Origin of the sequence: Bacteroides sp. 14(A), assembly GCF_000526555.1 — a bacterium.
GTDB lineage: Bacteria > Bacteroidota > Bacteroidia > Bacteroidales > Bacteroidaceae > Bacteroides > Bacteroides cellulosilyticus.
Genome location: NZ_JAGH01000006.1, coordinates 1 through 13815, shown reverse-complemented (window position 1 = coordinate 13815; position 13815 = coordinate 1). Strand labels below are relative to the sequence as shown.

Annotated in this window: 12 protein-coding genes and 3 pseudogenes; all 15 read left to right on the top strand. The window is 39.7% G+C overall.

Annotation, left to right across the window (positions count from 1 at the left end; genetic code table 11):
- A pseudogene (locus K429_RS30755) lies at positions 1-404 on the top strand (glycoside hydrolase family 2); the annotation flags it as partial.
- Positions 405-408: 4 nt separating this feature from the next.
- Positions 409-828, top strand: a complete 420-nt coding sequence (locus K429_RS31385) for an alginate lyase family protein (protein ID WP_369796104.1) — start codon at positions 409-411, stop codon at positions 826-828.
- A gap of 14 nt (positions 829-842) precedes the next feature.
- Positions 843-1071 (top strand): annotated as a pseudogene (locus K429_RS31380) (alginate lyase family protein).
- A gap of 25 nt (positions 1072-1096) precedes the next feature.
- Positions 1097-1168 carry a hypothetical protein gene (locus tag K429_RS31240; RefSeq protein ID WP_255347672.1) on the top strand — a complete coding sequence of 24 codons (72 nt, stop codon included), beginning with the start codon at positions 1097-1099 and terminating at the stop codon, positions 1166-1168.
- A gap of 103 nt (positions 1169-1271) precedes the next feature.
- Entirely contained in the window at positions 1272-1442 is a 171-nt protein-coding gene (locus tag K429_RS31105; RefSeq protein ID WP_231501927.1) for a hypothetical protein, read from the top strand.
- Between the two features lie 221 nt (positions 1443-1663).
- Positions 1664-2903 (top strand): annotated as a pseudogene (locus K429_RS29275) (glycoside hydrolase family 105 protein).
- Between the two features lie 6 nt (positions 2904-2909).
- Positions 2910-5081, top strand: a complete 2172-nt coding sequence (locus K429_RS0128165) for a polysaccharide lyase 8 family protein (RefSeq protein ID WP_029328908.1) — start codon at positions 2910-2912, stop codon at positions 5079-5081.
- Positions 5082-5189: 108 nt separating this feature from the next.
- Positions 5190-7460, top strand: a complete 2271-nt coding sequence (locus tag K429_RS0128160; protein ID WP_029328907.1) for a hypothetical protein — start codon at positions 5190-5192, stop codon at positions 7458-7460.
- Between the two features lie 14 nt (positions 7461-7474).
- On the top strand, positions 7475-9031 hold the full coding sequence (locus tag K429_RS0128155) for a hypothetical protein (RefSeq protein ID WP_029328906.1): 1557 nt from the start codon (positions 7475-7477) through the stop codon (positions 9029-9031).
- Between the two features lie 305 nt (positions 9032-9336).
- The gene (locus K429_RS31100; RefSeq protein ID WP_044097285.1) at positions 9337-10512 is read left to right on the top strand and encodes a SusC/RagA family TonB-linked outer membrane protein; all 1176 of its coding nucleotides are present in this window, start codon (positions 9337-9339) and stop codon (positions 10510-10512) included.
- Positions 10502-10675: a hypothetical protein gene (locus K429_RS31095; protein WP_231501926.1), complete on the top strand. Its 174-nt coding sequence runs from the start codon at positions 10502-10504 to the stop codon at positions 10673-10675. The genes K429_RS31100 and K429_RS31095 overlap by 11 nt, the downstream gene beginning before the upstream one ends.
- Positions 10676-10771: 96 nt before the next feature.
- Positions 10772-10936, top strand: coding sequence for a hypothetical protein (locus tag K429_RS31090; RefSeq protein ID WP_231501925.1), 165 nt, complete (start codon positions 10772-10774; stop codon positions 10934-10936).
- Between the two features lie 13 nt (positions 10937-10949).
- Positions 10950-11162: a TonB-dependent receptor gene (locus K429_RS31235; RefSeq protein ID WP_255347671.1), complete on the top strand. Its 213-nt coding sequence runs from the start codon at positions 10950-10952 to the stop codon at positions 11160-11162.
- Between the two features lie 7 nt (positions 11163-11169).
- A complete protein-coding gene (locus K429_RS31085) occupies positions 11170-12510 on the top strand; it encodes a TonB-dependent receptor domain-containing protein (protein WP_255347670.1) in 1341 nt (446 codons plus the stop codon).
- A gap of 15 nt (positions 12511-12525) precedes the next feature.
- Entirely contained in the window at positions 12526-13497 is a 972-nt protein-coding gene (locus K429_RS29260; RefSeq protein WP_231501924.1) for a RagB/SusD family nutrient uptake outer membrane protein, read from the top strand.
- Positions 13498-13815 lie beyond the last annotated feature (318 nt).

The following is a 13815-nucleotide window of genomic DNA, read 5'->3' as shown; positions in this document are numbered from 1 at the left end:
TGCGCTGGAATGTGAAGTTTACTAAGGGGCAGAACACATTGCGTGCTGTGACTGCTGGAAAAAAAGCTCTTGCTGATGAATTGAGCTTTGAATATCAGACCGAGAAGTGGGGGAAAGAACATGCATTCCGGGTAACTTCTACTCCTAAAGAAGATGGAATTGTTGAAGTTGAAGCCCAGTTGGTAGATAGTAATGGTATCAGGTGTCTTGATTCCAGAGTTTTTGTTTCTTTCGATATTGCCGGTGACGGAGAACTGATACAGAATCAGGGCACGGCAACCGGTTCCCGCAAAGTACAGGCACGTAACGGACGGGCACAAATACGGGTTCGTACGCAAGGCGGTACTTCCTGTGTAGCTGTAAAAGCTGATAAAGTCCAAACATCATTTATAACGGTGCAGTAAGATTATGAAAAAGGTAGGTATGTTATTTTTAGGGATCTGTTCTTTTCTGGCTATTTCGTGTACATCGGATAAAGACGGTAAAGATTTTGTGAAGTGCGTTTTAAAGCAGGGTATACTGGAACGTGCCGCTATGAATATAAAGGAGGAACCGGTAACGGTTACCGCCTTTATAGCGGAACGCAGTGCAGGAGATATACATGATTTTTATTCGGAGGGTGATTATTGGTGGCCGGATACTTTGAATCCTGACGGACCTTATGTGCGTAGGGATGGTGAGACCAATCCGGATAATTTTGTAGCTCATCGTCATGCTATGATACGTTTTAGTTCAATCGTAGGTAATCTGACCTCTGCTTATTTGTTGACTCAGGATAAAGAATATGTAGATGCGATACTGGCACATGTACGTGGCCTGGGTTTGTGAATGAGTCTACGAAAATGAATCCTAACTTGCAGTATGCGCAAGCTATTAAGGGAATTGCTACAGGACGTGTATTGGCCATCATTGATACGCGTACATCTTATGGAAGTAGCCCAATCGTTATGGCAGTTAGAAAAGCTTGGAGTATTGTCTAAGGATGATATAAAGTCTACTAAACAGTGGTTTGCTGATTATTTGAAATGGATGTTCACACATCAGTATGGCATAGACGAGATGAGATGCTAAGAATAATCATGGAACTTGCTGGGTGATGCAGGCTGCTGTATTTGCCCGTTATGCCGGTGATAAGGATATGATGGATTTTTGTAAAGCGGCGTTATAAAGAAGTACTTTTACCTAAGCAGATGGCGCGAAGACGGTAGTTTTCCGTTGGAGACAGCACGCTACGAAACCTTATGGTTATTCTTTATTTAATCTGGATTGCCATGGCAACAATATGCCAGACGCTTTCGGATAAGAATGATAATTTATGGACTTATACGGCAGAGGGAGTAAGAATATGGAGAAGGGTATTAATTTGTATCTATCCCTATGTCGTTGATAAAGAAAGCTGGATTTATACGAAAGATGTAATGTATTGGATGAATGGCCGGTAGCACATCCTTTTCTGATATTCGGTGCGCTACAGACTCATAATAAAAATGGCAGTCAACGTGGGAGAAGTTAGAGCATTTCCCTGTAACCGACGAAGTGGTTGCGTAATCTGCCTGTACGTAACCCGTTGATTTGGATTTAATCAATAATGACTATGATAATAACACGGAAAATAATAGTAGGAGTTTGTATCGTATGTGCAGTTGGCACAAGTCATTCTTCTATGGCTCAAAACCGGGTAGTTACTCAACATACAGCTGGTACGGTAGTGGAAGGAGAGGTTACTATGCTGGTTACTCAGGAGACTACTACCCGCTATCGGCGAACTACTTCTCAGGGAGCGCCGGAAGCTAAACTGGGATATACACCCGGAGTAACTCCGAAATATTTAGCTATACCTTTGTCGGAAACAGTGATGACGAGATATCCGGATTATCGGATGGCTTACTGGAAAGATTATACATATGTGCAGGGATACATGTTTGAGGCTATGGACCGTTTGGGACAATTAACAGGTGATAGCAGGTATCTGGAAATATATAAAGAAATATATGGATCATTTCGTTGATGAAGCGGGTAATTACAAAGGAGGCGGATTAACGAATCTCGATAATTTTATGACAGGTTCGGCCTTTTGTACATTATACGGACGTACGGGGGATGAGAAATACAAGAAAGCTGCCTTGCAAATATTGAAAGCTGTGGATCAGTATCCCAGTTCCGATGGACAGTTTTGGCATGGAAACCGGAGTCCTAATATGTGGATAGATGGTGTTTTTATGATGCAGATGTTCCTTATACGTTGTGTACAATATGTGGGGGAAGCTGATTATTGCTATGATGTGGCATGTAGGAATATTATTACTGCTGCCCGTCATTTGCAACGCCCGGATGGACTTATCCTTCATGCATGGACTACAGAACCTGAAAAGGCTGTGTGGGCGGATAAAACTACCGGACTGTCACCGGAGGTATGGAGTGAAGGCATGGGGTGGTACACTTTGGTGGTACCTGAACTACTGGCTTTACTACCCAAAACACATCCGAATTATCAGCAGGTCCTTGATATTTATCTGAAAATGTGTAAAGGACTGAAAGAAGTGCAGGATAAGAAGACCGGCGGTTGGTTTATGGTTGTGGATAAAGGAGATAACCCTTTAAATTTTGTAGATCCATCCGGAACTGCTATGTTTGTATACTCTATTCAGCGTGGTGTAGAGTTAGGGCTCTTAAAAGCAAAGGAATATACTCCGGTTGCATATAGGGGATATCAAAGTCTCTTTCCTTTTATACAGGTGAATGACAGAGGCTTACTGGATGTGATAGGAGCATGTGATGGAGTTGTGATTAAAAAGAATTTTGTAGAATATGTTACTGTTCCCAAAATATTGAATGCCAAAGAGGCGGTTGCCGGTATATTGTGGGCGGCTGTTATAATGGAAACAGAACAACTGAAAAAATAAACAGGAATGAGACTTTTGCGTAATCTGATTATAATTAGTGTATTACTTGTATCTGTTGCTGTACAGGCAAGTGGTGTGGATGAGTTGGTGCGTATCAAGCAAAATTATGCCCGAATGTTGGTTCCTTCCGGTAAAGATCCGTTTGGTTTATTGTCCATCCTTTCGTCTATTCAACCAGAAACAGAGATTTCGGATCAGGTTGTGGTAGAGTTGCATCAGCGATATCCTTTTGATTTAAAGAAAGTAGAAACTTATCTGTTTTCTTTCACGGAAGCTGGAACATGGCCGGATATTAATTATGATGATAAAAAGCGTTCCGGCTGGGAGCCTAAAATTCATGCAGAACGTATTCTGGAACTGGTAAAGCTCTATAACTCCGATCAGACTTCCTACTATCGTTCTTCGGAGGTGGAAGCGGTTATTCATAAAGCTTTGAATTATTGGTTTACTGCTAAACCTGTATGTTTGAACTGGTGGTATAATCAAATAGGTATTCCTAAAACACTGGGTACGGTTTTTATCTTGTTTGAGAAGCAATTGACCCCTGTGGAGAAACAGAACGCTATAACTGTAATGGAGAATGCTAAGTTTGGGATGACCGGACAGAATAAGGTATGGCTTGCCGGAAATGTGATGATGCGTGCATTATTGCAGAATGATTATGAGTTGGTAAAGATGGCGCGTGATACCATTGCATCTGAAATAGTCACGGGTGGAGCAGAAGGTATAAAAGACGATTGGTGCTTTCACCAGCATGGTGCTCAGCAGCAGTTTGGTAATTATGGGCTTTCGTTCGTATCCGGAATGAGTTTCTTCTCCGGATTATTTTCAGGGACGTCGTTAGCATTTGATGATAAACAGTTGAACATTCTGAGTACACTGATTGATAAGGGGTATCGTTGGGTAATCTGGAAAGGAATGATGGATGTGAATGCTTTGGGACGTCAACTGTTTCATCATGCTCCCGTACATAAAGCACTGAGTCTTGCATTCGCAGCCTCGGAGTTAGGTGGAGGTGAATCAGATGAGTGCATGGCTGTGGCAACAGCTCTGCTTCGTGATAATTATCCTGCACCTGCGGTGAATGTGCTTACAGGACATAAGCATTTCTGGCAGTCGGATTATACAATTCATCGTCGTCCTTCCTGGATGGCGTCTATAAAAATGGCTTCTGACCGTATTATCGGTACGGAAATGATGAATGGAGATAATATGAAAGGGTATTATATGGCAGATGGAGCTACTTATATTTATAAAGATGGTAAGGAATATCTGAATATTTTTCCTCTTTGGGACTGGCGGAAGTTACCGGGAGTAACAGCTTTTGAAGATAATGCACCTATGCCTCTGATAAAAAGTTATCAGCCTCGTAATAAAGGAACTTTTGTAGGAGCTGTTTCGGATGAAAAACAAGGTATGACTGTTATGGAGTTAGATCGTTCCGGAGTGAAGGCTCATAAGGCATGGGTTTGTACGGATGACTTTATTCTTTGTTTGGGAGCTGGTATACAAGCAGATAGTAATCTTGTTGTTACCACTTCTATAGAGCAATGCCATAAAAATGGGGAACTGCTTTCCTGGGAAAATGCACGATGGAATGTTGTGAATACAAAGCAATCTGTCAAGGGAAAGGAACAACGCTATTTTCATAATAATACGGGATATATTGTATGGGGCAATACTCATGAAGTTGTAGCTGAAACAGCAGAACGTACGGGATCATGGTATGATGTGATGCAAATGTATCACCCGGAAGAAACACATGGAGAGGTGACTGCCATCTATTTGACGCATGGTGTTGCACCTAAACAAGACACATATCAATATTTGATACTACCCGGAATGGACAAGGAAAATGTGGCTGCTTTTAATGTATCAGATATACAAATACTCCGTAATGATGCTACTGCTCAAGCTGTCTATAGTGAAGGAAATACTACTTGTTGGGTGGCCGCTTATCAGCCGGTACAATTAACTGTAAGTACGGATTTGATATTGAATATTCAAACTCCCGGAATCTATATGATACGGAAAAATGAATCCGGTCGGTACGTAATAAACTATGCCGATCCGACTCAACAGAGAAATGTTGCAGAACTTGAGTTGAATCATAAAAAGGTGCGTCTCTCTCTTCCCGAAGGAAAAGAGAAAGGGAAAACAACTTCTATAGTGGGTTAATGCGTTAAAAAACGCATTTTGAGCCATTTCTCCAAACGATTGAAATAATATTGCAAGCCTTGTTGGTAAGATACGTCTATTTTTGTTTTAGATAAATGATTATAGACTATGAATACACACAAGGCTTTTATTTTGGGCGTAGCATTGCTGAGCACTATTGGGGTGAAAGCTCAGTTTGCCATTGATGACTATAAAGCTGTCTTTACTTCATCCCCACAGCATGTTCCCACTACCAAAACTCCGGATGCTCCTTTAGCCGGTAATGGAGATATCGGTATCACAATGGGAGGTACTCCTGATAAACTCTGTTTTTATATTGGTAAAAATGATTTTTGGAGGGCTTATCCTGTTTATCCGGGCGGTATTGCGCTTCCGGGCGGACTGGATATTGAGATAAAAGAACTGCAAGGAGCTACTTACTATGCGGAACAATTGCCTGGATCTGCTGAAATCAGAACTAAATTCACTACTCCTCATTGTCAGTTGAATTTGTCTGCATGGGTTGCTGCAACGGATAATAAGATTATCATAGAAATGCAATCGGACAAAGCCGTTACTGCCCATTTGCGTTTATGGGCTGCGGAAGGTAATACTTCGACTACTGCGGGAGGCAAAGATAAAGTAATGTGGGTAAGTCGTTCATTTGAAAATACGGAATTGCTGCATTGGCCTACTCATGTGGCATTGGCTTTAAACTCAAATTCTGATGAGTTCTCCTTGATTCCAGGTAAGAAAGTACAATTGGTTATATCTGTTTATACGAATCATGATACACCGGATTGGAAAAACAAAGCAATAACAGAAGCAGAGAAAGTAACGGAAGCGGGTGTTGAGCAATTACGGAAAGAACATCATTCCTGGTGGAATCATTTTTGGAAACAGTCTCATATTAATATAGGTGATAGTTATTTTGAAAAGTATTACTATCAGTCGCAATATTTGTTTGCTTGTTCTTCCCGTGAGGGTAAGTTTGCGCCAGGTATTTGGGGACCATTTGTTACGCGTGACGAAGCGGCATGGGGAGGTGATTATCATCTGAATTATAATTATCAGGCACCTTACTGGGCGTCATTTTCTTCCAATCATATTAGTCTGACGGATAATTTTGATCAGCCTCTATTAGATTATATGGAGGCTGGACGGAAGCATGCGCAGGAATTGCTGAATTGCAAAGGTATCTATTATCCGGTGGGCATCGGTCCTAAAGGTTTATGTACAGCTATGTGGCCGTTAACTCCTGAAGAAATGCAGGAAAAGTATTCGACCCGTGAAAATACAATTGATGGTGGTTATAAGTTTCTGGGACAGAAAATCAATGCAGTGTTTAGTGTTGGAAATATGTTGATGCGATATTACAGTACGTATGATGAGGCGTATGCCCGTAAAGTATATCCGTATCTTCTGGCCTGTGCGGATTTTTGGGAAGATTATCTCTCTTTAGAGAATGGACGTTATGTCATTCGTATGGATCATTTCAATGAGGTGATGCCCAATAAACGTAATGGAGGTGTCTGGCGTAATCGGTTAGGTGATTTTAATTCAACTCTTTCGTTGGGTTTGGTTCGTATGCTGTTTCAGGGTGTGATGGATATGAGTGATTTCCTTTCCATTGATAAGATACGGCAATCCCGTTGGCAGGATATTTTGGAGAAACTGAGTGAATATCCATTGGGAATTGCAGAAGGCGGACGTCAAAGTTTGAAGAATATGGAAAAGGGACCTCAGGATAAAGAAGTACGTCCATCGGGGCTGAACAGGGTCTCTATTCATGGTTTGATTCTCCCTGCTGGTGTTGTGGGGCCTACGACAGATGCGGCTTTCAATACTATCTTGCTGGAAGATGTGGCACATTGGTCGGAAAAGCAACGTGACCCGAATGATTGGGGAAATACATCTAATAATGGAATTGAAACCTGTTATCCCGGAGCTGTACGTGTGGGGTATCCCTCAGATAAGATTCTATCTTATTTGAAGAAGCGGATTGAGATGGATGTATATCCCAATTCCTGGATTGTGCAAGGTGGGGGAGGCATTGAAACTTTGGCCGCTGTTCCTCTTACCATTAATGAGATGCTGCTGCAAAGTTATGAAGGTGTTATTCGTGTTTTCCCAAATTGGAATCATAAGAAGGATGCATCTTTTGAAAATCTGAGAGCTTATGGTGCGTTTTTGGTTACTTCTACTTTGAAAGAAGGACTAATTCAGGGAGTAACTCTGGTTAGTGAGAAAGGACGTGTCTGTAAAATAGAGAACCCATGGAAAGGACACCCTGTGCAAGTTATCCGGGAAAATGGAAAATCGGACATACTTTATGGAGAATATCTGCAGATACCGACTGTGGCGGGTGAGAAGGTTGAACTGAATTTATATACAAACTAATAATTGAGAATAGAATGAATCGTGTAAAGAAACTTGTGGGAGGTATATTGGCGATAATACTTTGTGTGAGTGTATCTGCCCAGACCAAATTACCTCCGGGCTGGCAATCCAGCTATGTGAAAATTACTCCGAAAGGGGAGTTAGCTTATTATCCCGATAAACAGGGAAATACAATACCGGATTTTAGTCGGGTTGGTTATCATCATGGTGATAAATCAATCCCTGAGTATCCGGTAACAAAAACTGTATATCCTGTGGAAAAAGGGGATAGTCGTCAGAGAATTCAGGATGCAATAGATGAAGTGTCTCGTATGCAACCGGATAAAGATGGACACCGTGGAACGGTTCTGCTAAAACGGGGAGTATATCATGTTCATGGAACGATTCATATAAATGCAAGTGGAGTTATTTTGACCGGAGAAGGAGATAATGTGAATGAAACCCGTCTATTGGCCATCGGTAAGCAGCGTTTTTCATTGATAGAAGTATCTGGTAATGGTAGAATGGAGGAAGTATCCGGAACAAGGGTGAAGATTACGGATGCTTTTGTACCAGTGGGAACACACACTTTCCAGGTTTCTTCTGCTGCAAATTTTAAAGTGGGTGATCGTATCATTGTTTATCGTCCGGGAACAGAGAATTGGATACATGATATTAAGATGGATCAAATCGTTGAACGCCAGGGAACCCGCCAATGGACTGCACGGGAATATAACCTTTCTTTCGAACGTGAAATTGTAAAAGTAGAAGGTAACCGTATTTATATTGATAATCCGGTAGTAATGCAGATGGAAGAAAAATATGGCGGTGGTGAAGTATTTAAGTATACATTTGACGGTCGTATCAGTGAAGTCGGAGTGACTAATATGTGTTTGGAATCTGAATTTGAACATTATGAGGATAACGAGCATGGTTGGATTGGCGTTCAGTTCGATAAAGTGGAAAACTGCTGGGCGCGTAATCTGACTTGTCGCTATTTCGGGTATTCAGCGGTAAGTTGTGAACGCAATGCGAAGAATGTAATTGTGACGGATTGCCGTTGCCTGGAAACAAAATCTCTGATAACCGGTGGACTGCGATATTCTTTTAATAATTGGGGACAGCAAAATCTGTTTATGAACTGTCAGAGTACAGAGGGGCGTCATGACTATGTGACGGGTGCACGTGTATGTGGTCCCAATGTATTTTATAATTGTACGGCTTCGCAAACTTATGCAGATATAGGTCCTCACCATCGCTGGGCAGTTGGAACCCTTTATGATAATGTGATTACCGATGGAGAAATCAATGTGCAGGATCGTGGTAAAATGGGAAGTGGACATGGCTGGGCCGGAGTAACTCAGGTGCTTTGGAACTGTCGTGTGAAACGTGCTGCTGTACAGAGTCCTTGGACATCAGGATATAATTATAACTTTGGTATGAAGGGTGAAAAATATCCGGGAGTTTTTATCGATCGTCCGGATGGTGTTTGGGAAGGACAGAATGAAAAGAATGTTTTCCCCCGTTCACTTTATATAGCACAACTGATGGCTCGTCATAAGAATATGGACTTGCGAATACTGACTAAATAAGTCAGAATTAGCTTGTAATTTGGTGTTGTAAAATCGTGATTCTTGTTAATGTGTTGGCTTATAGATTGTTATTTCTTGTGCTGTTTGCAGTCTATAACACTTTGAGATATAATTGATAGTATTTGATACAATCCTTAAATCTTGTTTGGGGAAATTGTTGTTTGTTTGCGGTATGGAAAACAATGATGTCTAACTTTAAAATGATGTATTGATATTATGTAAAAACAATCTATTATGAACAACTCAAAAAGAATTCTAGGTGAAATCCCTTGTTAATTTAAGTCTAATTAAAAAAAAGTAGTTTAATGAAAAAGAAAGAACACAAGTCCAAATCGCTATTCTGGCGATTATCATTAGTTCTATCAGCATTGATTTTGAGTACTAATATGATGGCTCAATCTATAACCCAGACTGGTGTTATTGTTGATCAGAATAATGAACCGATGATTGGTGTAACAGTACAAGTAAAAGGTGCAACGACTGGTGGCATCACGGATTTGGATGGTAACTTCTCCATCAAATGTAATAAAGGTGCCACATTAGTATTCTCTTTTATGGGATACAAAACTGTAGAACATAAAGCGAGTGGTCAGAGAATGAGAATAGAAATGGTTGAAGATGCTCAAGCATTAGATGAAGTTGTTATTGTTGGCTTTGGTTCAATGAACAAAAAGCATATTACAGGCTCAATGACTTCAGTAGATTCTAAAATTCTGGAAGAGAAAAACTCAGTGAATGTCTTTGATGCATTACAAGGTGCAGCTCCCGGTATGCAAATCGTTTCAAATTCTGGAGCCCCCGGATCTTCGTCATTTGTATCTATTCGTGGTGCTTCCACTTTTAGTGACGAAGGCGTATCTCCATTGTATGTTGTAGACGGAGTAGTGGTAGATAATATCGACGATATCTCTGCGAATGATATCAAGCAGATTGATGTTATGAAAGATGCAGCTTCTTCCGCAATCTATGGTGCCCGTTCTGCCAATGGTGTAATATTGATTACAACTAAATCTGGTGAATCTGGTAAACCACGTGTTGATGTACGCTATCAACATTCCTTTTATACAGTTGCACGTAAATTACCCCAGGTTAATGCTTTCGAAAGTCGTTTGAGTATGGCTGCGTCTGATTTAGATAATCCATCTAAGACTTTGGAAAAATTCTCTGCACGTACTGACTCTGTTGGTATGAAATACAGTACAAATTATTATTATCAAGATCTATTATTCCGTACAGGTGGACGTGACGATGCCAGCGTACAGATTAGTGGTGGTTCTAAAGGTTTCAAGTACCGTGCATCTTTAAATTATATTGGTGAAAAAGGCGTTATATTGGAATCTGGAAACGATAAATATACGGCTAACATTAATGTTGATTATGAACCGTGGAAAAACATCAAGTTTACAACCCGTGTTCGTTTAAGCTATAATAAAGTTAACAATATTAAAGAATCAGTTTTTGCAGGATGCTATGCGTCGTGATCCAGATATGATTATTTGGTATCCGGACGGTGAATTAATTCCTTATTATTCTTCCGGTGGACGTCGTAATCCTATTGCAGAATTAAAGCAAAAATTAGATGAGCGTTCAACTTATAGAGGTAACTTCTATCAAGGTGTAACTTGGACATTTACTCCTTGTTAAGATTAGATGCTGACATTTCAGCAGATTATACATCTTATAGAAACTTAACATTCTCATCCAAGTATCTGGAAGGAAGTGATAACGGAAAAAACACGGGTGCAGATAGAAGTCAGCAGACTTGGAAAATATGCAGGTGAAGCGTATTTGAACTTTAATAAAACAATTGCTAAAGACCATTCTTTAAATGCTATGGTTGGTAGTAGTTTTGAAGTAAGTAATCAATTAGAATACAATATAGCTGGTTCTTTTCTTCTTATCTGAAGATATTCATTACATGAATCTTGCTACAGTAAAGGATGTAAAGAACATCTATACGAGTGGTTGGGATGAAGCTATGGTTGGCGTTTTCGGACGTGTTGTGTACAGTTGGAAAAGTCGTTACACCATAACTGGCAATCTTCGTTTTGATGGTTCTTCACGTTTTGGTAAAAATAATCGTTGGGGATCTTTCCCATCAGTTTCTTGCTGCATGGCGTATTTCGGATGAGCCATTTATGCGTTGGTCAAATAATGTTCTTACAGATGCAAAAGTTCGTGCCAGTTATGGTATTACCGGTAACGATAAGATTGGTCGTTATGAATCGCAAACAGTTTATACCGCAGGTTCTCAGTACTATAACTCAGTAGGAGGCATAGTCCCCGCATCCAAGTATGGTAACCCCAATTTAAAATGGGAACAGACTAAACAGACCAATATAGGTTTAGATTTGAGCTTTTTAAATGGACGTATCATGTTTGTAGCTGATTATTATATAAAGAAAACAAGTGATCTACTTTCCGATTATAATCTTCCAAGTACTACCGGTTATGATAAAATGCGTGTAAACTTGGCAAGTATTGAGAATAAAGGTGTTGAATTATCTCTCACTACCACTCCGGTCAGAACACGTGATTTTAGTTGGAGTACAACAGTTAACTGGTGGAAAAATGATAATAAAATCTTGGATTTAGCTCGTGAAGATTATATCAGTAGTGCTTGGTTGATTGCAGCAGGAAAGCCTGCAGGTTTATTCTATGGTTACAAGAATCTGGGCGTATATGAGTATGATGCGAGCAATGCATGGACTCAAGACTATAAAACTCGTTTAACTCCTGTCTTTAAACGTGATGGTGATGGTAATGTCGTTATCGGTCTGAATGGTCAACCGACATTAGAAAAATATTTAAATTCTGATGGCAGTGAATATACTGGTAAAGTCGCTCAAATGACGGTGAATGGTGTGATAGCTGGCGGTGGTGATGTCATATGGTATAATAAGCCTAACGAAAATGGTGAATTGGATAATGTAATTAACTCTAATGACCAGACAGAATTAGGTAAAGCTACCCCGGATTGGTTTGGTTCTTGGGGAAATACTCTTACTTACAAAGATTTCTCTCTTTCATTTAATTTCTATGTTAGTTGGGGTGGTCAAGTTTGGAATGACTTGAAACGTTACTATTGCTCATGGGGAGGTAATACTCATAAACAGACTCCTGAATATATTATGCAAGGATGGAAATATCCAGGTGAGATTACGGGTTGGTATGCACTGAATTCCAAACAACGTAAAACCAATAATCATTCAATGAGTTTGAGTGATCAATTCCTGGAAGATGCAACTTTTATTCGTTTACAATCTGTTCGTTTAAGTTATAATGTAAATCAAAGATTCTTGAATAAGACTCCGCTTCGTTCTGTACAAGCATATATTTATGGTAATAACTTATTGACTTGGACAAACTATACCGGTTATGATCCAGAATTGAGTGGCGGTGTTTTGACACCTGGTAAGGACAGTTCCAAGTATCCTCGTAAGCGTGAATTTGGTATCGGATTTAATGTTGGATTTTAATTAAAAGGATAAAAAATGAAGAAATATATTATTTTAGCTTTAACAAGCCTTTTAGCTTTAACAAGTTGTGAAAGCTTTTTGGATCGGTCGCCTCTATCAGACTTGTCTCCATCAAGTTATTTCAAAGACAAAGCTGAAATGAAAAACTGGAATGCGGGTATCTATGATGCATTTCAAAGTGCTCTTTCGAAGAGACAAGTACTTTTCGGTGATGTTCGTTCTGATAATGTGACAGGTACGACTTATGAAGATTCAAAGATTTATATGAATGCTTTGATGCCTAACATTTCAGATGCCAGTTGGGAACCTTTCTATACTTGTATCTCCAGATGTAATATTGGTATTCAGAAATATCCAACTATTCATAATATCCTGGAGTCGGAATATGCTCCATACATTGCACAATGCTACGCAATGCGTGCTTATCTGTACTTTTGGGGCACCAGAACTTGGGGGAAAATGCCAATTATTACAGAGCCATGGGATGGTTCCTTAAATTCTATATCTATTCCTCGTTCTTCTTTGGAGGAAGTAAAAGAACTAATTTTATCAGATATAGAGAAAGCCATTGGATATTTTAATATGATAGTAAATGAGACAAGTGACAAATACTATTTAAGTAAAGATGCTATGTATGCTTTATTAACAGAAGTGCACATGTGGTATAATGAATACCAAGAGGCTTTGATTGCTTCCGATCATTTTATCAATCATAAGACTTTGGTATTATCAAATGGGGAGGTTGAATGGAAAAAAATATTCACTAATCCTTCTGATTCAAAAGAAGTAATCTTTGCTATGGCATGGAATTATGAAACAGATGGTGCTCTCGGAGGTTGGCCTCAACTTTTAGGTGCAAGTAATACCAATAATGGTTATAGAATGTCACAACCTATTTTTGATGAATTCATTGATCGACTACGTTCTGGCGAAGGTTATGATGCCCGTTTCTGGAATACAATTGACACAGTCAAAAATATACTATAAGGCTTCTCGTGTACCTTTAACTTACGCTAGTTATACAGCTGGCGTAGAAAGTGTAAACAAATGCATCAAATATAGTGATATTGATCTTGCACGTGAATATGACTCAGCCAACCAGGTATATAAATCATACTTTGCGGTCAAAAACACAACAGATAGCGAATTTGCATTGGTAATGATGCGTATGGCAAATATCATGTTGCTTCGCGCAGAAGCTCTGAACAAAATTAAACAGAGGAGATGAAGCATTAAGCATCGTCAACGATATTCGTAGTCGTGTAGGGTATTTTAAAAGACGCCAAGTTAGAAGTTTCAAGTGTC